The 25,328-nt window shown below is 39.9% G+C and carries 18 protein-coding genes and 4 tRNA genes; 10 read left to right on the top strand and 12 right to left on the bottom strand.

The features are described from left to right. Nucleotides 1-4: 4 nt before the first annotated feature. The 4 genes from radC to OEL83_00100 are packed head-to-tail and all read right to left on the bottom strand — an operon-like array spanning nt 5 to nt 3,391. On the bottom strand, nt 5-733 hold the full coding sequence (gene radC, locus OEL83_00115; protein MDK9705423.1) for a DNA repair protein RadC: 729 nt from the start codon (nt 731-733) through the stop codon (nt 5-7). A gap of 15 nt (nt 734-748) precedes the next feature. Continuing rightward, complete coding sequence (gene gatB / locus OEL83_00110; protein MDK9705422.1) at nt 749-2,173, bottom strand: Asp-tRNA(Asn)/Glu-tRNA(Gln) amidotransferase subunit GatB; 1,425 nt, start codon at nt 2,171-2,173, stop codon at nt 749-751. A 26-nt stretch (nt 2,174-2,199) separates the two neighbouring features. Then, on the bottom strand, nt 2,200-2,748 hold the full coding sequence (locus tag OEL83_00105; GenBank protein ID MDK9705421.1) for a hypothetical protein: 549 nt from the start codon (nt 2,746-2,748) through the stop codon (nt 2,200-2,202). A 37-nt stretch (nt 2,749-2,785) separates the two neighbouring features. Continuing rightward, nucleotides 2,786-3,391, bottom strand: coding sequence for a recombination-associated protein RdgC (locus OEL83_00100; GenBank protein ID MDK9705420.1), 606 nt, complete (start codon nt 3,389-3,391; stop codon nt 2,786-2,788). Between the two features lie 303 nt (nt 3,392-3,694). On the opposite strand from OEL83_00100, the gene OEL83_00095 reads away from it, so the two are divergent. Next, nucleotides 3,695-3,770: transfer RNA gene (locus tag OEL83_00095), tRNA-Lys, on the top strand. Between the two features lie 12 nt (nt 3,771-3,782). Beyond that, a tRNA-Glu gene (locus tag OEL83_00090) sits at nt 3,783-3,860 on the top strand. Between the two features lie 79 nt (nt 3,861-3,939). Here the strand turns inward: OEL83_00090 and OEL83_00085 are convergent. Continuing rightward, nucleotides 3,940-4,488 carry an epoxyqueuosine reductase QueH gene (locus tag OEL83_00085; GenBank protein MDK9705419.1) on the bottom strand — a complete coding sequence of 183 codons (549 nt, stop codon included), beginning with the start codon at nt 4,486-4,488 and terminating at the stop codon, nt 3,940-3,942. Nucleotides 4,489-4,492: 4 nt separating this feature from the next. After that, complete coding sequence (locus OEL83_00080) at nt 4,493-6,046, bottom strand: sigma 54-interacting transcriptional regulator (GenBank protein MDK9705418.1); 1,554 nt, start codon at nt 6,044-6,046, stop codon at nt 4,493-4,495. A gap of 175 nt (nt 6,047-6,221) precedes the next feature. Between OEL83_00080 and OEL83_00075 the strand changes: the two genes are divergently transcribed. Then, nucleotides 6,222-6,307: transfer RNA gene (locus OEL83_00075), tRNA-Ser, on the top strand. A 27-nt stretch (nt 6,308-6,334) separates the two neighbouring features. Then, nucleotides 6,335-6,426, top strand: a tRNA-Ser gene (locus OEL83_00070). Nucleotides 6,427-6,457: 31 nt separating this feature from the next. Here OEL83_00070 and OEL83_00065 read toward each other — a convergent pair. The 3 genes from OEL83_00065 to OEL83_00055 are packed head-to-tail and all read right to left on the bottom strand — an operon-like array spanning nt 6,458 to nt 8,636. Further along, on the bottom strand, nt 6,458-6,952 hold the full coding sequence (locus OEL83_00065; protein ID MDK9705417.1) for an SH3 domain-containing protein: 495 nt from the start codon (nt 6,950-6,952) through the stop codon (nt 6,458-6,460). Between the two features lie 36 nt (nt 6,953-6,988). Then, the gene (locus tag OEL83_00060; protein ID MDK9705416.1) at nt 6,989-7,858 is read right to left on the bottom strand and encodes a ParB/RepB/Spo0J family partition protein; all 870 of its coding nucleotides are present in this window, start codon (nt 7,856-7,858) and stop codon (nt 6,989-6,991) included. Then, the gene (locus OEL83_00055) at nt 7,851-8,636 is read right to left on the bottom strand and encodes an AAA family ATPase (protein MDK9705415.1); all 786 of its coding nucleotides are present in this window, start codon (nt 8,634-8,636) and stop codon (nt 7,851-7,853) included. Before OEL83_00055 ends, OEL83_00060 begins: the two co-directional genes overlap by 8 nt. A 174-nt stretch (nt 8,637-8,810) precedes the next feature. Here OEL83_00055 and nadB point away from each other — a divergent pair, with 174 nt between their 5' ends. The 6 genes from nadB to OEL83_00025 all read left to right on the top strand — a co-directional run bounded on the left by nadB (nt 8,811) and on the right by OEL83_00025 (nt 18,275). Further along, nucleotides 8,811-10,349: an L-aspartate oxidase gene (gene nadB / locus OEL83_00050; protein ID MDK9705414.1), complete on the top strand. Its 1,539-nt coding sequence runs from the start codon at nt 8,811-8,813 to the stop codon at nt 10,347-10,349. Between the two features lie 977 nt (nt 10,350-11,326). Beyond that, nucleotides 11,327-11,650 (top strand): hypothetical protein, encoded by a 324-nt coding sequence (locus OEL83_00045; GenBank protein ID MDK9705413.1) that lies wholly within the window; start codon nt 11,327-11,329, stop codon nt 11,648-11,650. A 995-nt stretch (nt 11,651-12,645) separates the two neighbouring features. After that, a complete protein-coding gene (fdnG, locus tag OEL83_00040) occupies nt 12,646-15,714 on the top strand; it encodes a formate dehydrogenase-N subunit alpha (GenBank protein MDK9705412.1) in 3,069 nt (1,022 codons plus the stop codon). Nucleotides 15,715-15,726: 12 nt separating this feature from the next. Beyond that, nucleotides 15,727-16,521: a 4Fe-4S dicluster domain-containing protein gene (locus OEL83_00035; protein MDK9705411.1), complete on the top strand. Its 795-nt coding sequence runs from the start codon at nt 15,727-15,729 to the stop codon at nt 16,519-16,521. After that, nucleotides 16,518-17,165, top strand: coding sequence for a formate dehydrogenase subunit gamma (locus tag OEL83_00030; GenBank protein MDK9705410.1), 648 nt, complete (start codon nt 16,518-16,520; stop codon nt 17,163-17,165). The genes OEL83_00035 and OEL83_00030 overlap by 4 nt, the downstream gene beginning before the upstream one ends. 201 nt (nt 17,166-17,366) lie before the next feature. Next, complete coding sequence (locus OEL83_00025; GenBank protein MDK9705409.1) at nt 17,367-18,275, top strand: formate dehydrogenase accessory protein FdhE; 909 nt, start codon at nt 17,367-17,369, stop codon at nt 18,273-18,275. An 821-nt stretch (nt 18,276-19,096) separates the two neighbouring features. Here the strand turns inward: OEL83_00025 and gyrA are convergent. The 3 genes from gyrA to dnaN all read right to left on the bottom strand — a co-directional run bounded on the left by gyrA (nt 19,097) and on the right by dnaN (nt 25,310). Then, nucleotides 19,097-21,628 carry a DNA gyrase subunit A gene (gene gyrA, locus OEL83_00020; protein MDK9705408.1) on the bottom strand — a complete coding sequence of 844 codons (2,532 nt, stop codon included), beginning with the start codon at nt 21,626-21,628 and terminating at the stop codon, nt 19,097-19,099. A gap of 103 nt (nt 21,629-21,731) precedes the next feature. Then, nucleotides 21,732-24,146 (bottom strand): DNA topoisomerase (ATP-hydrolyzing) subunit B, encoded by a 2,415-nt coding sequence (gene gyrB / locus OEL83_00015; GenBank protein ID MDK9705407.1) that lies wholly within the window; start codon nt 24,144-24,146, stop codon nt 21,732-21,734. A gap of 33 nt (nt 24,147-24,179) precedes the next feature. Next, nucleotides 24,180-25,310, bottom strand: coding sequence for a DNA polymerase III subunit beta (dnaN, locus tag OEL83_00010; protein ID MDK9705406.1), 1,131 nt, complete (start codon nt 25,308-25,310; stop codon nt 24,180-24,182). Nucleotides 25,311-25,328 lie beyond the last annotated feature (18 nt).

Below are 25,328 nucleotides of genomic sequence, written 5' to 3'. Positions count from 1 at the left end.
AGACTTACAGAGAATTAACAAGAGCGGTACAGTCCTGGCGAATTGAAGTGATCAACCCGTTATCGGCAAAGCTATAGCTTCCATCACCAATTACCAGATGATCGAGAAGCTGAATCTGCATAAGGCTGCACAGCATGTATAAGCTTTTGGTAAGCTTCATATCCTGGGTGGAGGGGTGGAGCGAGCCGGAAGGATGATTATGGGCAATAATCAATGCCGCAGCATGAAAGTCCAGCGCCATTTTCATAATTTCCCGCGGATATACCGTATTGACATTAAGAGTCCCTTCTGCAACCACGGCTGAATCGATAATAGCGTGCGAGCTATCAAGAAAAATGACCGACAGAACCTCTTTTTTCAAACCACGAAGCGAATGGGTAAGATAGTCGATCACCTCCTCAGACGAATGGAGATATCGCTTGCCGCGTATTCGCTCTTTCAGATAATAGCTGGCAACAGCATGAACAAAGTGCAGAGCGAAACTATTTTTCGGACCAACCCCCAAAACATCCTGAAGTGAAACCAATGGAGCTTCCAGGACTTTGGAAAAAGTGCCAAATTTCTTTAATAAGCCACGTGCCGGCTCCTTGCAATCGGTGCGCGGCGTGCCGAACGAAAGAAGAAGCTCAAGAACTTCAGTGTCGCTAAAACCATGAAGTCCATTTTCGAGAAAACGGTCACGTAGACGTGCACGGTGTCCGTCCCCTTTTTTCTGCCAAAGCTCCTTTTCCACCCTATACCTATTGTGTTAACCGGCAAGGACTCTGACAAACAGCTCATTGGCAATATTTGGATTTGCCTTGCCTTTGGTCCGCTGCATCAGCTGGCCCACGAAGAAGCCCAATATTTTGGTCTTGCCATTGCGATAATCCTCTGCCTGCTGTGGATTAGCAGCGATTATTTCGTGGACTAGGGCAAGTATCTCTCCTTCATCGGAAACCTGGAGAAGATTTTGTTCTTTTACGATTATTTGCGGATCCTTGCCAGTCTCCATCATCGATTGAAATACGGTTTTTGCAATCTTACCGCTGATGGTATTTGCCTCAACCATCAAAAGCAGTTCTGCGAGCTGCTGTGGACGTATTCTGCAGACAGTAATAGCCTCCCCTTTCAACTCACGCAGCATTTCAGTCATAATCCAGTTTGCAACCTTCTTCGCCGATCCTCCTGCACGAACGGTCTTCTCAAAGTAATCCGCTAATTCACGATCTCCAGTGAGCAGTGCCGCATCGTAATCAGGTAAACCATATTGATCGATGAATCTTTCTTTTCGTTGATCTGGAAGTTCCGGCAATTGCAGGCGAATTTCCTCAATCCAAGCCTCATCGATTACAACCGGAACAAGATCAGGACAGGGAAAATAACGGTAATCGTGGGCATCTTCCTTGCCTCGCATAGATTCCGTACAGTTTTTATCTGGATTCCACAGAAGAGTCTCCTGAACAATTGTTTCACCCTCCAAAAGTAAATCTCTCTGGCGGCGAATTTCATATTCCAAAGCACTTTGAACATGGCGAAAAGAATTCATGTTTTTCAGTTCTGTACGGGTTCCAAATTCCTTCTGGCCATACGGGCGCAGAGAAATATTGGCATCGCATCGAAAACTGCCCTCCTGCATGTTGCCGTCACAAATATCTAAGTAACGCAAAATGGCATGCAATTTCCGTAAATATGCTGAAGCCTCCTCCGGTGTACGCAGATCAGGGTCTGATACGATCTCCAAAAGGGGTGTGCCAGTACGATTCAGGTCCACGTGAGACAGTGGTTCTGCTTCGTTATGCAGGAGTTTACCGGCATCCTCCTCCATGTGTATACGAGTGATGCCAATATTTTTCCTGTACCCATCAACAGAGATTTCGATGCTCCCCCCTCCAACAATCGGCAGATCGAACTGCGATGTCTGATATCCCTTGGGCAGATCCGGATAAAAATAGTTCTTCCTTGCAAACTGGCTGAAATTGTTGATGGCAGAGTTGGTAGCAAGACCAAGTTTTATAGCGAACTCAACAACTCGCTTGTTGAGAACTGGCAAAACCCCTGGCATGCCTAGACAAATCGGACAGGTATTGGTATTTGCCGGTGCGCCAAAGGCAGTCGAGCAGCCACAGAAGATTTTTGAGTCAGTCTTCAGCTGTGCATGAATCTCCAGACCTATTATTGTTTCAAGCTCCATAGCCTATGAATATCTTTTTGAATTTATTAGGAAACGACAGCCATTCTGGCTACCCATTCTCTTATTTTTTGCAGTTCATCGCGCCAATGATCACCGAGTCTTACAAATAAAAACATACTGAACAAGATATTGACTAGCCGAACAAGTTCTTCAAAAAGAAAGATTCGCTCGAGAATCATTCCTTCAACTTCTTCAGGGCGGTCATCCTTTTCGTTTTCCGTAGTTTCGGTTTTCGGTAACCGTACATTTCTGAATTCCATTAATCCACCAGCCAAAGTAAAGCTGTATTCATAGCTGTTATGATTGATGACGATCCGTGCCTGTTCCAGTTTTTTACCCATTTGCAGGCCGGTCCTCGCTTCCTGCAACTCGGTTTGTAATCCAGTGCAGATAAGTTTCTCGCTGGACTCACCTTCTCCAGATTCAAGCAACATATGTTTTTCGAAAGCTACTGTTATATCACCTTCATTCGCCAAGTATACACTACCACCCCGCTCCTCGCTTTTCCACCAAAGCCATGTAAGAAACTCTTGGCCAAGAAACCTCTTTTCAACTATCAGGTCTACTAAATCCATCTTCTGCCCCCAACTTTATTTATCGCACTAGCAGCATTTAAACGAAAATCTCCTGTGTGAGCCGCTCCAGCCGTGGCAATTGCTCCCCTCCAACCAGGTGCTCAGCAGTGGTGTACGGTATTTGCTGGCGTAAAAGGAGGCCAAAGCTTTCTTTGAAAAAGTCCTCCAAAATCGAATGGACCTTCTTATTTGTCGAGAAAAATAGCAAAGTAGAATTTGTAAGGTTCCAGCATAATTCAAAAGTTGAAGGAATTGGGATAGCTTTTCGCATCAGCTCCGTTCTGATCCGTTCCTTGATCTGTACCTTAGTCGACCGGCTCAGCTTTGGCACCTGCTGCTCCTGCCGAACTCTTTCTTCTTCCTTTTGTACAATCTTTTTCAAAATCGCCGGTGAAACCTTTCTCTCATCAATTCTGAGCGTCAATGTTATATATTCTCCGGCTACATACGATGCAAAAGCAAATTTTGTGTCAAACATATTAAGTACAGATACCCACCCAATTGAGTATTCATCGTATGTTTCATCGATATCTTGGAACGAGAAACCGATGATTCTTTTTGCAATAAAATCTAGCGGGTTGTCCGGCAGAGTTCCATCCACTGAAAAGCGCACGAAACTCGCTGAGCCTTTTAAAAATCCCATACAATTTAACTCCTATCTCTTTGATTAAGCCGACAACTGCAACCAGCCTTGATACAGAGTAATCACTCCGTCTCAAGGCAGAGTTTCGTTTCTTTAAGCTTTTGCTTCTACTTTGCAAGTTTTGTCATATAGCATTCCTTGCTTTTGTGCTCAACTTTTTTGTCGGTACATAGGTTTCCCTACTTACTTCACACGATCTATTGGTTTCTTCTTCAAGAAGTACTTTTTATCATGCTACTGGCAATTGACTGCAAGAAATTTCTTGACACTCCGTACACGAGCAAGTATATAGACTTCCTCTACGGGTCGTTAACTCAGTCGGTAGAGTATCTGACTTTTAATCAGAGAGTCGCGCGTTCAAGTCGCGCACGACCCACCAGAAAAGAAAAAAGTCCCCATCGTCTAGGCAGGTCCAGGACATCGGCCTTTCACGCCGACAACACCGGTTCAAATCCGGTTGGGGACGCCAATAAAAAGGGCAATCAGGAAACATCCTGATTGCCCTTTCTCATTTGTTCATCACTTGAGTTGTACAGCAGCCGCCGCAATTATTTTTTGGTTCTCTTCATCGTTTTATCATAGCGTTCTTGCTCACTATAGATGCAGCCGCAATACGGTTGACGATACATATTATGTTCTATCGATTGATCAATCCCATTCTGCCATCCTAATCGGAAATCACTATAATAAAAGGGAATTTGATATTTGTTTGATAACATATTGCCGATTGAAATAATAGAATTATGCTTTTGATACCTGCTATAAAGAAGAGTTGTGGTGAACGCATCATAGGCAAACTCTTTAGCCAGTGCAGCGGTTTTCTCCAAACGCATTAGATAACAAATCTCACACCTATTTTCCTCGTTAAACACAACTCTCCTCAGGAAATCTTTAAGACAATATTCATATTCTAAATGAAGACCAAAGGATTCCTGTCGGGAATACAACTCCAGAGTTTCAATTCGTTTTTTAAACTCACGATAGGGATGTATATTAGGGTTATAAAAATACACGTCTACTTTGGAAAATTCCGATTTCAACTGTGAATATGGATAGATAAGACATGGAGCACAGCAAGCGTGGACGAATATTTTCATTAAATCAAACTCTATAATACTTTGGATCTATTGAATACTGATGAATCTTGTAATTTATGATTCTTAAGCTTGTGTCGAGATCCTTTGCAGTTTTTGTCTGGTTCCCGTTATTTCTTTTTAACCCCTCTATAATCAATTCCTTTTCAAAATTGGCAACAGCAACTGATAGTGAATAAGGATTGTCTCTTTTTGAGACTTCAGCTGTTTGTAAAGTTGGTGGCAAATGTATTCCTTTTATCGTATCACAATCACAAATAATTACAGCCCTTTCAATACAGTTTTGCAGTTCACGCACATTGCCAGGCCAGTGGTATTGGATAAGCATATCGATCGCTGATGTGGAAATTCTTCTTATTTGCTTCTTATTTTCCTTGGCATATTTTTCCAAGAAAAATTCTGCAATGAGTAAAATATCCGTTCTTCGTTCTCTAAGTGGTGGAATATAGATAGGAAAAACATTTAACCTATAATAGAGATCCTCGCGAAAAAAACGATCGGCGACAGCCTTTTCGAGATCACGATTAGTAGCAGCCACCAAGCGGACATCACAGCGTATTTGTTGAGTAGAACCTAGACGTTGAAATATTTTCTCTTGCACTACATTCAGGAGCTTTACCTGCACAGAATTACTAATCTCTCCTATCTCGTCCAGAAATAGCGTGCCCCCTTCCGCCTGTTCAAATCTTCCTATTTTTCGTTCGTGAGCCCCGGTAAAAGCACCTTTCTCGTGACCAAATAGTTCACTTTCTAAGAGTGTTTCTGGTAATGCTGAGCAATTAACCGACACGAACGGCTGGTGTTTTCTGCCACTATTATAGTGCAGTGCTTTGGCGACGAGAGTTTTTCCAGTTCCGGATTCTCCGCGAAGAAGTACAGTTGCGTTTGTATCAACCACTCTATGTATCATCTCATAGACATCCTGCATTCTGCTCGAGCTGCCAATTATGTCATTGATTTTATTTTTATCCGACAGTTCTCGTTTCAGTTTCAGGTTCTCATTTTGCAACTCTTCAGTTTCTCTCGTCACCTTTTGTATTCTGATCACTGTCTGAGCAATTATGCTCGACAGTACAGTTAGATACTGAAGATCCGTATTTGCTTGTTCGCCAATCCCATCTTTATAAAATCTATCGATACTCAAGGCACCGATTACATTTTTCCCATCCTTTATTGGGACACAGAGAAAGGATTTTTTCTGGTCAGAGACATTACCCCTAGTTCTTGTTCTATTGAGAAACAGTGGCTCTTCAGATATTTGAGGTACAATTATCGGCTCACCTGTCGAAACTACACGGCCCGTTATTCCTTCGCCTATAGAATATTTTCCGCGTTTTTTTGCCTCAGCGTTTATGCCATGCGCAACTTCAATTTCGAGTTTTCCAGTTAATGGATTGACAATAGTAACCGTCCCATTATCCATTTCCTTCATATCAGCTAACACCTTCATCGTCTTTTCGAGGCATTCTCGAACCTCAAGTGATGAAGCAAGCTGTTTTGTTATTTCATAGAGAACAGTTAGGTCCTCTAATTGTCTTGAAATATCGTTTGTTTTATCCATAATACATCTAATTAAAAGGGTGACAGGGAAGCAAAACATGTTTCAACTAATATAACAAATAACTACCACCCTTTCGACATAATATTACAAATATGTCATCCTGTGGCAACGCAAACTGAATTTATTCAGCAGAAGGTTGACAGAAATTCTACCAAATGTTACAAGAGGGATCCACGGAGGAATGGCCGAGTGGTTTAAGGCGGCGGTCTTGAAAACCGTTGTACGAAAGTACCGTGGGTTCGAATCCTACTTCCTCCGCCAAATATGCCAGTTTTTTTTTTTTAATGCGGAGAGGTGACCGAGAGGCCGATGGTGCTCGCCTGCTAAGCGAGTGTGGGGGTAAAACTCCACCGAGGGTTCGAATCCCTCCTTCTCCGCCATTAGCCCAACACCAATGCATTTTCCAGACTATTACTTCCCCTTTAAATTACCCCATAGAAACTCAGGTTTAGTCCAACCGTTATTTCCCGATTCATGGCTGACCTGAATCCATGAATCCTTTCTTTCTTGTGCAGAGAAGACAACGCCATAGTATGCGTTTGCAACAATTGGATTTTCGATACCCGGGCCGCTGCGAATATTAATTGCCTTCTCTCCCCGAGGGTTTGCTTTAACAATCACAGCTTTCCCTTTTTGTAGTTTGGACTTATGAATCCAGCCAGAATCATTTTCAAAATCCTTCACCATCACCCACTCGCCTTGCCGTTTCAACACCTCCAAAGGAAAACCACTTCCATATTCCCAAATGACCTTTGCCTTTGGATCAGGATCGGTTCGCAGGCTCACTTTTTCACCTTGGACGCTCAATATCTCTGAACTGGCATTATCAGCCAGTGCCAGGAAAGCTGAACAGAAAAAAATAACAAGCACCTCTTTTTTAGAAATTCGCATAAATGAAAATATCATTGTAACCTGTTGATTGTATTTATTGGGTCTTTCCCACTACTTTTCACCCAGAAGAAGATTAAACACGCGAACCAAGTCATCCTGAGAGTAGTATTCTATTTCTATTTTACCGCGCGTACCATTTTGTTGAAGAACAACCTTTGAGCTCAAAACGTTAGTTAACTGCGTAACGAGCGCATTTAAATATGCTTGAGACATTTCGTTTTCCGAACTTACCGCGGTATTTCTAGCCGGAGTTTTATTATTTGCAACCGATTTTTTAATAATCTTTTCCGCCTCTCTAACAGACAAGCCTTTTTTTACTATCAAATCTTTTACTTCTTTCAGTTTGTTTGGTTCCTCAGCGAGTCGTATTAGTGCTCGGCCATGCCCCTCACTCAACAAACCTAATGAAATATCTTTTTGTACGGTTTCTGGAAGCTTTAATAGTCTGAGTAAATTAGTGATAGTCGATCGTTGCTTTCCTACCTTTTTCGCGGTTTCTTCTTGGGTGTATCCAAATTTATCAATCAATTTTTTATATGCATCTGCTTCCTCAATTGGATTGAGGTCTGTTCTTTGAATGTTTTCTATAAGAGCCAATTCAAGAAGTCCATTTTCGTCTATACCATCAATTACCACCACCGGGACCCTTGTCAATCCCGCAAGTTTTGATGCACGTAGCCTTCTCTCTCCAGCAACCAACTCATATGTTCCATTATTGCTACCTGACGTGACGATTAGAGGTTGAATTACTCCCTTTTCTCGTATAGATTCAGCCAACTCTTCTAAATCTTGCTGGTTAAAATTTGATCTTGGCTGATGTTTGTTAGGGATAAGTTTTGATATATCACACTCAAAATACTTCTCCTTATCTTCTCCAAACAAAATGCCCACTCCCAAGCCGAGTCCCGTTTTTTTAACCATTTAGTAACCCTTGTTTTTTAATAAATTCTTTAGCGAGATTCATGTAAGCAATAGCTCCAGAAGATTGAGAGTCATAATCAAAAATAGACTGACCGTGACTAGGACTCTCGCTTAACCGAACATTTCGCGGAACTACAGTTTCAAAAAGCTGCTCATTAAAATGATTTTTTATCTCTTGAGCAACCTGAAAAGTCAATCTGTTCCTTTTGTCAAACATTGTCAGCAACAAACCTTCAACAAACAACGCGGAATTAAAGTTTTTCTTTACTGATCTTATGGTATTTACCAGTTGTGCTAAGCCTTCCATAGCAAAATACTCGCACTGCATAGGTATCAGAACCGAGTTTGCAGCAGTTAGTGCATTAAGTGTTAAGAGACCCAAAGACGGTGGACAATCTATTATTATGTAATCATAAAAGGGTAAAAGAGAGGAAAGTATTTTTTGCATCTTAAACTCTCTTTTTTCCGAACCTATAAACTCGAACTCGGCAGCGACAAGATCTATATTCGTTGGGATTACATCAAGTCGCTCCCTACATCCTTTAACAACGACTTCCCTTGCAACCTGATGGTCAGTGAATGCATGATAAAGATGTAGATCGAGTTTTTTAGTATTTATACCTAACCCACTTGAGGCATTCCCTTGTGGGTCTGAATCAACAAGCAATGTAAATTTTTTCTTCAACGCAAGTGCCGACGCGAAGTTTATCGCAGTAGTTGTTTTACCAACACCACCTTTTTGATTTGCAACGGCAATTATTTTTGATTTTCTTTCCATGGCGATCCTTAAAAAATTTGTTTTTAGTAGCTCTAAATTACCCTTTTTATACTAAAAGTACCTTACATTTTTCATTCAATAATCTTTCTTTCTTCTTTTTCGATTCATAAGTGTCCTTGTGGCGCAATTTTAAACCCTATGTTTCACGTGAAACAATTTTTACGGAGTTGAGTAATGGAAACGGATTTTCTGGTTATTGGCAGCGGAATAGCAGGTTTATCTTTCTCCTTGAAAGCGGCAGACCTTGGAAGTGTCTGTGTCATTACCAAAAAAGGTGAAATTGACAGTGCAACAAATCTTGCCCAAGGAGGCGTTGCTGCAGTAATGAGCAAAGACGATTCGTTCGACGAACATATTCGTGATACTCTTGAAGCTGGAGCTGGTCTCTGTGATCAGCAGGTGGTTCGAATGGTAGTTGAGAATGGACCTGCGAGAGTAGAGGAACTTATTCGAATTGGTGTCGATTTTGTGCGAAAAACCGATGGGGAACTAAGTTTAGGGCGGGAGGGTGGTCACTCGAGAAGGAGGGTTGCTCACTCATACGATTTAACAGGGAAAGAGATAGAGAGAGCGCTCGTTGATAGCGCAGCAAAGCGCCGAAATATTAAAATTCTAGAAAATCACATGAGCGTGGATTTGCTGACTACTTTTGGGCAAAATGGTGAAAAAAGGTGTGTTGGTGCTAGTGTAATAAACGAAAGAGGAGAGTTTATTCATATTTTTGCTAAAAACACCCTTCTCTGTACGGGTGGTGCAGGAAAAGTCTATTTGTACACTAGCAATCCAGACATAGCTACTGGCGATGGTGTTGCGATGGCACATCGAGCAGGTGCTAGCATTATTAATATGGAGTTTGTGCAGTTCCATCCAACCTGCCTTTTTCATCACAAAGCAAAAAATTTTCTTATCTCTGAGGCGGTAAGGGGGGAAGGAGCATTCCTAAAGAACAAATCAGGCGAGAGGTTTATGAAAAATTATGAACCGAAAGAAATGGAGCTTGCCACAAGAGATAAGGTTGCTAGGGCTATTGATAAAGAGATGAAAACATCAGGGGCTGAATGTGTATATTTAGACATAAGCCACAAAGACAAGGATTTCCTTAAAAACAGATTTCCAAATATTTATTCTAAATGTATTTCGTTGGGGATAGATCTGACTACAGATCCAATTCCCGTAGTTCCAGCGGCACATTATATGTGTGGAGGGGTAAAGGTTGACTCCTCTGGAAGAACAAATATTGAAAATTTATTTGCTCTCGGAGAAACATCTTGTACTGGTTTGCATGGAGGCAACAGATTAGCAAGCAATTCGCTTCTTGAGGCCCTTGTATTTTCTGAAAATGCTTTCCAGTTTTGTAAAATCAACAGTGAATGGGAAAAGAATGAGATTGGTAACCTTGCTTTTAACAAATCTTTTCCGGAGAGTTTTAAAGAGCAGATCGATGAGGAAATCCTAATAAATCATAATTGGGATATAATTCGTCGAACAATGTGGAATTATGTAGGAATTGTAAGAAAAACATCGAGACTCTTGGTTGCAAAACAGCGAATTGAAGATGTGAGAAGAGAGATTGATTCAATTATTTTAAAATACAAACTAACCCCAAATATGCTTGAATTGAGGAACATTTCATTAATCGCTTCTTTAATAATTGATGCAGCACTAACAAGAAAAAAATCCATCGGGCTGCATTACATTTTAGATAACAGCTAATTATGATCATCAATTTGTAGCTTTAACAACTCGATTTATAATTTTTTAGATTTTTGGCTATTTTCGTTTTTTAACAAGGATGAACTTCCTACTGTTCGAAAAACGAAAATAGCTGCATTATTAATCAGAATGCCAATTTCATCTTAAGCACCTCCATGGGTTTTTTTCCCACCAAGAGATACACTGGGGCAACAATAGCTAGAAGAAACCTCCCAATCGTCCAGCATCTTTTCTAGATTAAGATCGTCTTTACGACAACATCAAATAGAATTCATGCTAATCATTGTTTTGAGATCTCATTACTTTTTTATTCAAGTAAGGACTTCTCTCGGACTTTTGTAAACTTTTTAAGCCTAGATCATCAACAGGCTGTGAAGATTTGATTGAAATTTGCTTCTAGGTACAGGTTCGTCTTTAACAGTATCCAATCCAAAAGCATCACAACAATCGACATGGTTAATTCTTTACTGAACACATTCAAAGCTAAACCAAATTTTTCCGGAGGGTGTTCGTTCTGTAATAGCCATCCTCCCGGTAAGCTACCTCCAATCTTTACATAAAAGGTGGCCACCATTTATAAAAACGAAATTCAATTTCAGCTAGATCTCGGTTTGCAAAGTTTCTTATCACAATTCGGAATGGAAAACCAATGTTACAAAGCCCTGATTGGTTTGGGGTGGCAAAAAGGTTTCGTTTCCTTTCATGTGGTCATACAAAGTGTTGTCTGCTTAAAAACCAGGGATCTTTTCCAATGTAACAGGTGACGATCTCAGATCTATCACCGCAGGAATAATTTTTTCTTCCACAAACCTCTCGCTGACTACTTGGTTCTCTGCTATCTAACTACCAGATCAAAAATCGTTATATCGAAACTGATCCTCAAACGTACAATCTGTGTTTCATTTAACGCAGCTCAGTTGCCCAAGCATAAAATACAGCAGACTATTTAAGAGAGTGATGATAGCAAACCTCGTGATGTGAACATCAAGATCGACGAGGCCTACTGTCGAGGTAAAAAACGTTATGGCAAGCGAGGAAGAGCGGCTATCGGAAAAAATCCCTTTCTCGCAGCTGTATCTATAGGTGAAAAAGGTGATCAACTCGCCATTCGCTTCAAACCAAGTGACTGCATTTTCCAAATAGGCGATCAAAGACTGGGATCAAAACATCTGACTCTAAAAAGAAATGTGGTCACAGATAGTCTTGAATGTTTCACCCCTTTTCAAGAGAGCGGCCATGAGCATATTGCCATAGATACCGGTGTTGGTACCCAAAACGTTGAAATATCCAAATTCAGATAGATAAACACGATTATTAGTAATGTGAAATTACTCCTTGCATTGTTCTTTTCACGCGATCAATAAAAAGCATTTTCCGCGCTACCTTACTGAGTTTTACTACCGATTTAACCGGTGGTACGACATGAAATACAAAGTCGCCCGCTTCAGTTATATTGCTGTGAAAGCCGTAACCACACCCATGCGGCTGTTCAAATGGGCTAAACTGAAAGATTGTGGGTAGTCAGGTTAAAATATGATCTCCAGGGTCACTTCGCTTTTTCTTGCAAGGCTTTGCCTTAAAGTCTACCTTGATCACGGATGTTCAATTGTTATAAAAAATGCCAATCGATCTTAACCTGATTTGCCATTCCAAATTCGTTATCTGTCTCTATTTAAAACTAAATTGCTGCACCAAATCCTCCCGCTAATAAACATACGTCGAAGCTATCTATCCTTCGCCTCGTCTAAATCAAAATAATTCGATCGGAATCCTTTTGTCATTTTCATCACCTTTTTAATGTCTTTTTTTCGGCAAAGTATGTTGAAGATATGTATTCAGGGTTTGCTCAAAACATTTCTGCAAAGTCTAACACTATTATAACCAAGAAATCTCTCTGCAGTTAGAACCTCAAAAGCTTCTCAACGTAAACCTAATCCTTAAACCATTGTAGTCCTTTGACCTACATCCTAGTAATAGTTTTACCTACACAAAATGCTTTAGATATCAATAACATGTGCGTATAGGTTGTTTTTTGCTATCTAAAGGAATTTTGTTGTATGGAAAAGCGAGAGTGCTATACATCCTTTCGTACTCTACAAAAGGCATCCAAAGTAATCTCTATCCAGCTGATATTTCGTCATAAGGAATAAAAAAACTTTTTCTCGTTTGTTGTTAGATCATATTTGATATATGGGCAGCGACAGTTGAATATATCTAGTATTACAGCACATTTCTCATTAATTAATCCGTGGTACAATCCACGGGTCATTCATTAACCTCATCTTAAGGAGAGCGTATGAAAATTACCAGGAGGAGATTTCTTTCCATGTCCGGAGCGATCGGATCAGGGGTAGCCCTGTCTTCGCTCGGGCTGGATTTGACCGCCTTGAACGCCCATGCTGCCGAACTCGGTAAAATGGACCGAATCAGGACGGCAAAACAGTCAACAACTATCTGCTGCTACTGTTCAGTCGGTTGCGGACTCATTTGCAGCACCGATAGGCTTACCGGAAAAATCTTCAACATCGAAGGCGATCCCGACCATCCTATTAATGAAGGATCGCTTTGCGCGAAAGGTGCAGGTCTTTTTGGTCTTACTGAGGTTAATAAAAATCGTCTTCGAAAGGTTCTCTACCGAGCCCCTAAAAGTGATAAATGGGAAGAGAAAGACTGGAATTGGACTTTTCAAAGAATTGCCCGTCTTGTGAAAGACACTCGCGATGCAGATTTTATAACGAAAAATGAAAAAGGCGAGGTTGTAAATCGGCTCGAGAGTATCGGTCATTACGGTTCCTCTAATATCGGTAACGAGGAGTGTTGGACCCTCAGCGTAGCTTGCAGGGCATTGGGTCTCGTCAATATCGATCACCAGGCTCGCGTCTGACACAGCCCATCTGTTGCGGCTCTGGGAGAGTCGTTCGGACGTGGTTCAATGACCAATCATTACACTGATTTGGCAAACAGTGATTGTATCCTTATCATGGGTAGTAACGCCGCTGAAAATCATCCAATCGCATTTAAATGGATCATGCGCGCCAAGGATCGCGGCGCAAAGATTATTCACGTCGATCCGCGATTTACACGTACATCAGCAAGATCTGATTTCCATGTCCCTCTTCGCTCAGGAACAGATATCGCGTTTCTGGGGGGAATGATCAAACATATTATCGATAACAACCTTATCCATGACGAATACGTTAAATATTATACCAATGCTTCACAGATAGTCAGCCCGGACTATGAGTTTAAAGATGGCCTTTTTACAGGTTATGACGCTGCGAAGAGATCCTACAAGAAAGACACCTGGACGACCATTAAGGACGAAAAAGGAATACCGGTTAGGGATTATACCCTCAAGGACCCTCGTTGCGTCTACCAGATGTTGAAGAAGCATTATGAACGATACACCCTTGATGCCGTTTCATCAATTACCGGCGTTACTAAGGAGAATCTCCTCAAGGTTTACAATGAATACGGTGCAACCGGAGCGAGGGACAAAGCTGGCACCGAATGTTATGCACTAGGCTGGACACATCACACTACCGGTAGCCAAATAATCAGAACTATGTCGATTATCCAGCTGCTTCTCGGTAACATGGGTATCTGCGGTGGAGGAATCAATGCTCTGCGCAGCGAACCTAACGTTCAAGGATCAACCGATCATGCTATCCTCTACAACATCCTTCCGGGTTATCTTAAGATGCCAAGTGGATCAATAGATACCTTGCAAAAATATCTCGATAAGTACACCTCTAAATCAACCGATCCACAATCTGCCAACTGGTACCAGAATTATCCCAAGTATGTTGTCAGTTTCCTTAAGGCTATGTGGGGCGACAAGGCAAATCCGGAAAATGAATTTGGTTACTCTTGGTTACCCAAGTTAGACGACGGCAAACATTATTCAACTTTGCACACCATCGATGCCATGTACGCTGGTAAACTCAAAGGTTTTTTTGCTTATGGTAGTAATATCGCTGTCAGCTCACCAAACTCGAATAAGGTTCGTAAAGGTCTTGCAAAACTGAAGTGGATGGTAAATGTCAATATCTTCGACAGTGAGACATCCTCCTTCTGGAAAGCTCCGGGTGTTGATCCAAAATCTGTCGATACAGAGGTATTTCTCCTTCCTGCAGCTGCCAGCATGGAAAAAGAAGGCAGTCAAAGTAACTCCGGCCGTTGGGTTCAGTGGCGCTACAAAGCAGTAAATCCACCTGGTGACTGCCTCTCCGACGGTGATATAACAATGCGTATCATCGATGCTATCCGTGACCTATACAAAAAAGAGGGTGGCACATTTCCTGAGGCCATTCTAAACCTCAAGTGGGATTACAGGGACGCGTTCGGCAACTTCAACGTCCGTAAGGCCTCACAGATTATTAATGGCCATTACACGAGAGACCTTACCATAGAAGATCCAACAGGCAAGTCTCCAAAAGAGGTTAATCTAAAAGGTGAATTAGTCCCGACCTTTGGTAAACTTATGGCGGATGGCTCCACCTCCAGCGGCAACTGGCTTATGGCTGGCAGCTTTGAGCAAAAAGGGGCAAACAAAATGATGAAGAGGGGCAAAGACGATCCCACAGGTCTTGGCCTTTTCGCAGACTGGTCGTACGCCTGGCCGCTTAACCGCAGAATTATTTACAATCGAGCATCATGCGACCTTGAAGGTAAACCCTATAATCCTAAACGCAAGCTTCTTGAATGGGTTGGTGATAAATGGGTAGGTGATGTTGCCGATGGACCATGGCCTCCTCTTGCCGACAAAGAGAAAGGCAAATTCCCGTTCATTATGAAGGCGGACGGTGTTGGAGCAATATTCGGACCTGGCATGGTTGAAGGTCCTTTCCCAGAACATTATGAGCCCCTTGAGGGCCCACTGGCAAAAAATCCCTTCTCGCCTCAGCTGGTAAATCCAACCATCGCTATCTTCAAAGCCGATGTCGACAAGGTCGCCAATGCAGATGATAAATTTCCTTATGTTTGCACCACATACTCCTGTACTGAGCACTGGTGTTCCGGCTTCACCAGGTGGCAACCATGGCTCCTTGAGTTGCAGCCTGAGGCCTATATGGAGATAAGTGAGGCGCTTGCCCAAAAACTCTCCATTAAAAATGGGGAAAAGGTAAAAGTATCCTCAATAAGAGGGGAAATAAAAGTGGTGGCAATGGTTACAAAACGCCTCAAGCCAATGCAGGTTGAAGGTAAGACCGTTCATGAAGTTGGTATTCCTTTTAACTATGGCTGGCGATGGCCGGAAGGGGCTGCCGATGCATCGGTCAACTACCTGACACCCTCTGTGGGTGATGCCAATACTTTCTGTCCTGAGTATAAGGCATTCATGGTCAACATCAGTAAGGCTTAAGGGGGTGGAAAGATGAAACAGGAACTAATAAAACTGATCGATCTCTCACGTTGTACAGCTTGTCGAGGCTGTCAGGTTGCCTGCAAACAGTGGAACGAGCAACCGGCCTCCAAGACAAATAACTTCGGGAGTTACCAAAATCCACCGGACCTTCAGTGGAATACTTGGACACTTATACGTTTCCAGGAGATAGAGGATAAAGGTATCGTAAAATGGCTGTTCAGAAAAGACGGTTGTATGCATTGTACCGATGCAGCTTGCGTCAAAGTTTGTCCAACCCAGGCCTTATATCATACGGAATTTGGGAGTGTTGGTTTGAAAGCCCAGAAGTGTATTGGTTGTAAAGCTTGTATCCCGGCTTGTCCTTTCGGCATTCCGAAACTGAACGAAGCTACCAATAGGGTTAGCAAATGCGATCTCTGCTATACACGACTTCAAGAAAACCAGCCTCCTGCATGTGTTCTTTCCTGCCCAACAAATGCCATCACTATCGGCGATCGTGACTCAATTCTTGCTAAGGCTCACAAGAGGGCAAAACAATTAGGTGGTGATGCTAATGTCTACGGTGATAAATTTGTTAATGGAACACATGTTGTCTATGTCTTGACAGAAAAACCGGAAGTTTATGACAATCTGCCAATAGATCCTCAGGTGCCAACTTCTATCATGGTTTGGAAGGATATTTTGAAACCGGCGGCTCTAATCGCCGCTGGTGGTGTTGTGGCTGGATCTTTCCTCCATTATATCACCCACGGACCCAAGAACCCTGATGAAGAATCTACATGTGAAGGAGGGAAACAGTCATGAGAAAAGGAATGATCAAGGCCACCGGGCCCTTTGAAAGGGTGGTGCATTGGTGTGTTGCCCTTTCCTGTCTTTTTTTGTGTGTTACAGGAATGGGAATGATGTACCATTCATTGAATGTCTTAGGAACACTAGTTGGAGGTATGGAAAACTTAAAGATTCTCCATAATTATGGTGGAATTTTCTTTGGTCTGAGTTTAGTTCTCACCATTCTTATGTGGTGGAAAGAAGCTGGCCTTTTCTCATTTCCTGAAGATATTCAATGGATAATGGCAGCCGGTGGGTATCTCTGGCATGTAGAAAATATGCCAGAGGTCGGGAAATACAACCCAGGCCAAAAGATGTTTTTTTTAGCTGTAGCTCTCTTTGGCGCAGTAATGGTCGCAAGCGGTTTAATCATATGGTTCCCAGACGGATTTACAGTTGACACATTGCGCTTGATGTATGTTTTTCACGCTCTTGGCTTTGTTGTAATTTTTGCCTTCTTCTTTGTTCATTTGTACCTTGTAACAATTGGAGCCCCTGGTTCGGCACCGGCTATGTTCACAGGCTGGGTAACAAGAGGCTGGGTGAAAAAACAACATCCAAAATGGCTAAAAGAAATGGAAAAAGATGGAACATTAGTTGTTTATAGCGAGAAAAAGTAATACCTATCGCTAACGACGAGTGATTGAAGTAACAAAAAGAAAATGGTCTGATTTATTACATATCAGACCATTTTCTTTGTATACAAAACTGTACATTTTATTAAGGACTTTGGGGATATCTGAATCCCTATCTCACTCATATGTCCACCACATATCTTTCGTTTATAACAAATAGACAAAGTAATAAATAAGGTAAACACCATGACTGTCGAAACAACGGAAGCGGAAATCCTTGCGAATGAACTGCAACTTCTTCGTGAAACTCACCCTCATCTGGAAAGTTTGCTTAAAGCCTTTGGTCCTATTTTTCTTGAAAAAAAACGTTGGCTCTCAGAAAATACCTCTATTCTGCCCAATATTTCTCTTGATCCACTACGCTTCACTGAGGGTGTACCTCTTTGCCGACAAAATCCAATCTTTTCTGCTGAAGATCCCTGGGAAAGTGCAAGTCTGTCTGCAACCAAAGCAATTCGTCTTGGATTTCAAAAATCTGCAGCGGACATGGATAAACTTTCTCTTTATTTCTCTAAAGAAGGAACCTTTAAATGTTTCTCTGGTATTTTCATTGAAAAACAAAATAGTGATCATCATATTGAGGAGTTAGCTACAAAACTTAATATTTCCTCGATTTCGTTATATCTATTTTTAAGAACTCTTTCCCACCTAATTCTAAGTAAAAAAGCTCAATCTGCTAAAGCAGAGCTGTTGAATCATTCCTGGAAAAAAGGATACTGCCCAGTCTGTGGCAGTTTCCCTCATCTTGCAATTCTTGGAGACAATGGACAACGCCACCTTCATTGCCCTGATTGTGGACAATCTTGGCTTTTTTCTCGCCTTACATGTCCTTACTGTGAATATGAAAATCCGGAAAATACAAACTATTTTTATATTGAAGGACAAAAAGAAGACTCAGCTTTTACCTGTGACAAATGTAACAGATATCTCCTCACCGCAAGCTACTCTGCTATTTTGAATATTCCAAATTCCGATATTATCGCCCTTCGATTATCGCCACTCGATATTATTTTACAAGACAAGGGCTTTGTTCCTGTAGGAGAATGTGAGTGGAATATTTATGGTAGCTCTGAAAACCGGGAAACTGTTGTATGAACTTCAGCAGGGTATTTCCCTGCTGGGTTTTGAAGTGATACAGCTACAAACCACTTTAAGGAATGTATTACTTTTATTTCTTCTTTAATCTGTTTATTGAGTTGTTTGTATCTGCTTTTCCGAGCTTTCTATGCGAGAGATAAAAAACTATTTACAGATTTTGCTTTTGAAATTTATTCAGTTTTTTTAATCTCCTTTTTATAAATCTCGGACCGTTATTTTTAACTGTTTTCCTTTATAAAGATCTTATTTACCTGTTCTGTTATTGGCATATCAATTTGAAATTTATCGGCCAAAACATAAACAGATTTTTTTGTATTAACCCTCCGCAACCATACTCATTTCTTTTACAATTTCAGCTAAACATTAACCCTTGCCTTGCTACAAACCAACCATTCTTTTACTACAGAAATCCCATATGCAGATTAAAAACTAACCCTAAAATGTAACATTTACTTTTTAATTGGACGCACATTGAATGTCGAACACTAGATTGTAGTTGGTTATTGGATGCCTAAAAAATAATTTGATCCTACTTGGTAATTTCTACAAAGATCGCAGGATTCCATCATAGTTCCTATGGAACTGCCATAACGACAATTTTTAGCATCTTCTATGGCAACTTTTACATCACCTAAAGGTTCTAGGCGATCATCAAACTGAAAGCCGGGTAGATACTTCAGGTTTTCTCGGTTGGTTTTTATTGTTTTTACATAATCTTAGCTATGTCCAAACAGACGAACGCTGTGCCTGTTTCTAGACAACATCACAACTAATGCAGCCAGCATGGCGCTGAACCAACAACCGCAACAGTAATAGAATTACTCTTCCTGATCAGAGGCTTGATCGCTATTCAAATCTATTTCACTTATACTATCATCGTTCTCAGGATCAAATTCGTCGCTTCTATCCTTTGCCACACTATCCATATCGACAACTTTTTCGTTTTCTTCAAGATTAATAAGTTTAACACCCTGAGTACTCCGACCTATAACTCGAACTGAAGTTAGATCCATTCGTATCATTTTACCAGAATCAGCTATCAGTATGACTTGCTCTTCATCATTCACTTGTTTAGCGGCAATAACGTTTCCGTTCCTTGAACTTCTCTTTATTCCGGTTACGCCCTTCCCTCCTCTTCGTTGAATCCTATACTCCTCAACAGGACTTCTCTTTCCAAAACCGTTCTCGGTTGTTATCAAAATTGAATCATTGCTATTAATTACAATAGCACTTACAACAAAATCGTTATCTGCAAGGGTAATTCCTCGAACACCTGCTGCTGTCCTTCCCATAATACGAATGTCTGATTCTTCAAAATGAATACACATTCCTTTTTGGGTAACAAGAAGAATTGTATCGGAGCCGTTCAAAACATGAGCTGCAATAATCTCATCACCTTCATTTATTGTTAACGCTCTTTTCCCTTTTCTTAATGGTTTAGCAAACTCCTGAATGCTAGTTTTTTTAATTCTCCCATATTTTGTGACCATGAGAAGACTCTTTTCGTTATTTTCGTCTTCGAAATTTTTTATTGAGAGAATTGCAGCAAGTTTTTCATCATCGGCAAGATTCAATAAATTCACTATCGCCTTCCCTCTGGCAGTCCTGCTTGCGAGAGGCAGCTGATAAACCTTACGCCAAAAAACTTTTCCATGATTTGTAAAGAACAAAAACGTGTCAAGAGTTGAAGCCACATAAAGATTTGAAACAAAATCCTCTTCAATGTTTTTTACCGCTGTTACACCTTTACCACCACGGTGTTGAGCTCTATAAAGAGACACAGGGTTTCTTTTTATGTAACCAGAATGGGTTACAGTTACCGCCATGTCTTCTGGAGCAATAAGATCCTCTGGCAGAATTTCGTCTATAGCATCAACAATTTCAGTCCTTCTCTCATCCCCGTATTGCAAGATAACGTCTTCAAATTCACTTTTGATAATATTCATAATCAAAGATTCATCATTTAAAATCTCTTTTAAACGATCAATTTCTAGTAAAACATCTTTATAATCCTGTACAATCTTATCCCTTTCAAGTCCTGTCAATCTTTGTAACCGCATATCAAGAATTGTTTGCGCTTGTATATCACTCAATTCATAAATCCTGGACAACTCCCTTTTTGCTTCACTTGGATTTATCGAACTTTTAATTAAATTAACAATGTCATCTATATTGTTAACGGCAACATTCAATCCTTGCAGAATATGGGCCTTTTCTTCGGCTTTCTTAAGTTCAAAAGTAGTGCGTCTGAAAACAATAACCTTTCGATGAAGAATAAAATGCTCAAGAATTTGTTTAATATTCAGTGTCTCTGGGCGATTATTAACAATAGCTAAAAGGATGATACCAAAAGATTTTTGCATTTGTGTCATAGTGAAAAGCTGATTAATTACAACATCAGAATTTTCATCTTTCTTTAACTCTATGACTACTCGTAAACCATGTCTGTCGGACTCATCTCGTACTTCGTAAATTGAATTAATTTTTTTGTCTTTCACCAATTCTGCAATTTTTTCAACGAGTGCAGCCTTGTTTATTTGGTAAGGAATTTCTGTAATTACTATTGCTTCCCTTTTACCATCCTTTAGTTTTTCAATATGGGTCTTAGCTCTTACTAAAATAACCCCTTTCCCTGTTTCGTAAGCTTCCCTTATACCAGCTCTACCGCAAACTTGACCCCCTGTGGGAAAATCTGGCCCAGAAACAATGGATATAATTTGGCCTACTGTTAGATTGGGATTATTTATTAAAGCAATAAGCGCATTAATTACCTCTACAAGATTATGAGGAGGTATATTTGTTGCCATACCCACAGCTATTCCCGATGACCCATTTATTAAAAGATTGGGAATTTTACTGGGCATTACCGACGGCTCAAGAAGCGAATTATCGTAATTTGGTGTCCAATCAACAGTTTCCCTGTCTAGATCCTCTACAATTTCCCTATCAATCTTCGTCATTCGCGCTTCGGTGTAGCGCATAGCCGCAGGAGAGTCTCCATCTAGAGATCCGAAGTTACCCTGTCCGTCTACAAGGGGGTATCGCATAGAAAAATTCTGCGCCATACGAACAATGGTATAATAGGCAGCAGTATCACCATGTGGATGATATTTACCAATCACATCACCGACTATTCTTGCTGACTTTACATACGGCCTGTTATAATGAACACCTAGTTCGCGCATGGCAAACAAAGCTCTTCTATGAACAGGTTTCAAACCATCTCGTACATCTGGTAAAGCCCTCCCAACAATTACACTCATTGCATATTCGAGATACGACTTCTTCATCTCTTTCTCTATAGAGACGGCTTGAAAAATCTCTTTATTACTCTCAATCTCTGTATTCATATAATAAGGGAAATATAATTAAGGAAATTTTTAAAAACTCTTAAATCAATATATTCAACTCTTTTTGAGCAGATATTATATTACACCACTTTTCTCTTTATCATCAGACATCTAATTCTGTAATTTCTAAAGCATGTGTCTGTATAAAATCCCTTCGAGGCTCAACTTTATCACCCATCAAAGTGGTAAAAATATCGTCAGCTTGTTCTGCGTCATCTATTGTTACTTGAGATAATGTTCTATTTTGAGGGTTCATTGTGGTATCCCATAGTTGTTCAGGATTCATTTCCCCCAATCCTTTATATCTCTGAAGATGACTTCCTTTAAAGGACTCATCTCTGACAATTTTCAACATTTTACCCCAATCATCAGCTATAATTTCTTTTTCTATGCTTCCTTTAGCAGAGTAGGCAACAATGTACTTTGAGTGAAGATATTCTTTAATTGATCTAAAAAGTACTAGTGCGCTTCGATACTCATTGATCAGTGGTATATGTGGCCCTAAAATCATTGCTACTTCAAGTTTACCACGTAAAGTCACATCTACTTCGTAACACTCAGGTCTCCAGCGACAAACTTTAACCGGTCCGATAACAAGCTTATCTGATGGAAGTTTTTCTCTAAGATTTTTTACAAAAGTCTCGTCCTTAAACTGATCAGCCGATCTAATTTCATTTTCTAAGAGAAAAAAAAGCATCTCTTCCCAAATATTTATGCGATTTAAAAATGCAACTATACGTTGATATTTGCTTAATTTTTCTAGAAGATCGATAAAAAGATCTTCATCAAGAAAAAATCCTTCCTTTCCAACAATAGAAATTTTTAACAACTCGCTTGCTTGCTTAAAAAGAAATTTATCGAGTTGACTTTCATCCTGAAAATAATTTTCTTTTTTACCCTTACCAAGCCTATAAAGGGGTGGCTGCCCTATGTAAATGAACCCTTGTTCAACTAACGGCAACATCTGTCTGTAGAAAAATGTCAAAAGGAGAGTTCTTATGTGTGCACCATCTACATCGGCATCAGTCATTATTATTATTTTATGGTACCGAAGCTTTTCTAAATCAAACTCATCCTTACCTATTCCACATCCTAAAGCGCCTATTAGATTTTTTATTTCCTCACTGGATAAAATTCTATCAAAACGAGCTTTTTCAACGTTAAGAATTTTCCCCCGAAGAGGAAGAATAGCTTGATTAGACCTATCCCTTCCTTGTTTAGCCGAACCTCCAGCTGAATCTCCCTCTACTATAAATATTTCTCTTTTTGACGGATCTTTTTCTTGGCACTCGGCTAATTTGCCTGCCATCAGCAAACTAGTTGACCCCTTTTTTCGTGATAAATCTCTCGCTCTTTTTGCAGCTTCCCTGGCTCTTGCCGCATCAACAACTTTAGCTAATATTTTTTTAGCAATTACTGGATTTTGCTCAAGAAAAAAAGTCAATTTATCAGTACAAATTGATTCAACAATTGATTTAACTTCGCTATTTCCGAGTTTTGTTTTAGTCTGACCTTCAAATTGCGGATTTGGAACACGAACAGAAATAATGCAAGTAAGTCCTTCACGAACATCATCTCCACCCATTTTTTCCTTAAGATTTTTTGGAATTAAATCATCGTTTGCATATTTATTAATACATTTAGTTAATGCTGACCTGAAACCAGCTACATGACTGCCACCTTCACGTGTATTTATATTATTAACAAATGAAAAAAGCCTCTCGGAATATCCATCAAAATGCTGCAAAGCCACCTCAACTTCAACACCATCCTTGGCCCCCGAGATTAAAATAGGTTGATCGAAAATAGGCGTCCTATTCCTATTTAGATACTCTACATATGAAACAATTCCTCCAGACGCAAAAAACCTATCCTCTTGCCCACTTCTTTCATCTTTTAGATATATTGATAAACCTTTATTTAGATAGCTTAATTCTCTTAATCTTCCTTTGACAGTCTCATAATCATAAACTGTTGTTTCTGTAAAAATTTCCGAATCAGCTTTAAAGGTAATTTTTGTCCCAGTTTTATCACTATCTCCTATTATTTCAAGATCGCTAACTTTTGATCCTTTTTCATATCTCTGTCTATATATTTTCCCATTTCGTTTTATTTCTGCTTTTAATTCAATTGACAAGGCATTAACTACTGAAACACCAACTCCGTGTAAACCTCCTGATACTTTATAACTAGAATGATCAAACTTACCGCCTGCATGCAGCGTTGTCATAACCAGTTCGAGTGCTGTCATATTTTCAGTCGGGTGTTTATCAACGGGGATACCTCTTCCGTCATCTTCAACTGAAATAATGTCACCTTCATGAATATAGACTCCAATATTGTTGCAGTGTCCAGCAAGGGCTTCATCAATACTGTTATCAACAATTTCCCAAATAAGATGATGTAAACCCTCGCCTGAGGTGTTTCCAATATACATAGAAGGTCTTTTTCTTACAGCCTCAAGACCATCTAAAACCTGAATTTGTTCTGCGCCGTAGCTATTACTATTTTCTGTCACAGATATACCTTTTTTAGTATTAAATTTTTTCTACTAAAGTTGCATTGGCATTATAATACTAATAAAACCTGCATCCTCAAATGATTTCATAAGACATGGACTACTGTTAGAATTAATATATGCTTCAACAATTTCACAATCCATAACCTGTAGCGTTTCTATGAAATATCGACAATTGAATCCCAAAGTTAATGGCTCTCCGTCGTATTCAATATCCAATTCGTCTTTGGCGTTTCCTAAATCTGCATTTTGCGAGGATAGAATCATTTTCCCTTTTTCAATATTCAATTGAATTGTATGAAAAATATCCTCTGTAAAAATATTAATTCTTTTTAAAGAATCTAAAAATAAAGTTCTTTTAATTTTTAGACAATTTGTTAACTCTACTGCGTTTACGATTGTAGAATATTGAGGAAATTCTCCACCCTTTAGACGCACTATTAATATAGCATTACTGTCACGGATGACGAGTTGTTTTTTCTCAAACGAAATTTCAATATTATCTCTGTTTTCACAAAATTTTTTCCACTCTTGTAAACCTTTTTTGGGAATAAGTGTAATATCATTGATTTTCAATTTATCAATATCTACAAAAACCTCTTTTTGCATAATTGACAATCTATGTCCATCAGAGGAAATCATTCTTAGAAAACTTTTATTATCAATCCTTTCTTTTTCAAAAAGAACAGAAGTCAGTGAATAAATATTCTCTTGTTCATTGGCTATGGAAAAAATACTCTTTTCTATTAGTTCAAGAAAGTAATGAGATTCTATAGATAGAAAATTATCCTGCTTATACTCTGGAAACTCCGGAAATTCATAACTCGGCATACCGGCTAGATTATAAGTACTTAATCCGGCTTTTATTATTACCCAACTATTTTCTTTTTCTTCAATGGAAATATTGTCAGAACCTGATTCCCTCACAATCTCGAAAATTTTCTTCGAAGGTAGAGTTATAGAACCATCTGTCTTTACTTCAGCCAAGACAAATAGGCGTAAACCCACCTCTAGATCTGTGGCTGTAAGAAAAATTCCCCCAACAGTTGATTCTATTAAAATGTTTGAAATAATAGCTAACGTACCTTTTTTACTAGTTATATTTTGAAGACTGTTAATATTATTAAGAAAATCATTTTTATTTACTGTAAAATCAAGTGCCATAAAGGAGCTCCTTTATTA

Origin of the sequence: Desulforhopalus sp. (assembly GCA_030247675.1) — a bacterium.
Taxonomy (GTDB): Bacteria; Desulfobacterota; Desulfobulbia; order Desulfobulbales; family Desulfocapsaceae; genus Desulforhopalus_A.
The sequence above is the reverse complement of the archived record's forward strand: the minus strand, read 5'-3'. Positions and strand labels throughout refer to the sequence as shown.

Excerpts from the sequence above, each read along its gene's own strand:
- gyrA (MDK9705408.1), bottom strand. The coding sequence starts at position 21,628 with ATGAATACAGAGATTGAGAGTAATAAAGAGATTTTTCAAGCCGTCTCT.
- OEL83_00035 (MDK9705411.1), top strand. The coding sequence starts at position 15,727 with ATGAAACAGGAACTAATAAAACTGATCGATCTCTCACGTTGTACAGCT.
- OEL83_00025 (MDK9705409.1), top strand. The coding sequence starts at position 17,367 with ATGACTGTCGAAACAACGGAAGCGGAAATCCTTGCGAATGAACTGCAA.
- OEL83_00065 (MDK9705417.1), bottom strand. The coding sequence starts at position 6,952 with ATGATATTTTCATTTATGCGAATTTCTAAAAAAGAGGTGCTTGTTATT.
- dnaN (MDK9705406.1), bottom strand. The coding sequence starts at position 25,310 with ATGGCACTTGATTTTACAGTAAATAAAAATGATTTTCTTAATAATATT.
- OEL83_00030 (MDK9705410.1), top strand. The coding sequence starts at position 16,518 with ATGAGAAAAGGAATGATCAAGGCCACCGGGCCCTTTGAAAGGGTGGTG.
- OEL83_00085 (MDK9705419.1), bottom strand. The coding sequence starts at position 4,488 with ATGAAAATATTCGTCCACGCTTGCTGTGCTCCATGTCTTATCTATCCA.
- OEL83_00060 (MDK9705416.1), bottom strand. The coding sequence starts at position 7,858 with ATGGTTAAAAAAACGGGACTCGGCTTGGGAGTGGGCATTTTGTTTGGA.
- OEL83_00100 (MDK9705420.1), bottom strand. The coding sequence starts at position 3,391 with ATGGGATTTTTAAAAGGCTCAGCGAGTTTCGTGCGCTTTTCAGTGGAT.
- gatB (MDK9705422.1), bottom strand. The coding sequence starts at position 2,173 with ATGGAGCTTGAAACAATAATAGGTCTGGAGATTCATGCACAGCTGAAG.
- OEL83_00105 (MDK9705421.1), bottom strand. The coding sequence starts at position 2,748 with ATGGATTTAGTAGACCTGATAGTTGAAAAGAGGTTTCTTGGCCAAGAG.
- OEL83_00080 (MDK9705418.1), bottom strand. The coding sequence starts at position 6,046 with ATGGATAAAACAAACGATATTTCAAGACAATTAGAGGACCTAACTGTT.
- OEL83_00055 (MDK9705415.1), bottom strand. The coding sequence starts at position 8,636 with ATGGAAAGAAAATCAAAAATAATTGCCGTTGCAAATCAAAAAGGTGGT.
- nadB (MDK9705414.1), top strand. The coding sequence starts at position 8,811 with ATGGAAACGGATTTTCTGGTTATTGGCAGCGGAATAGCAGGTTTATCT.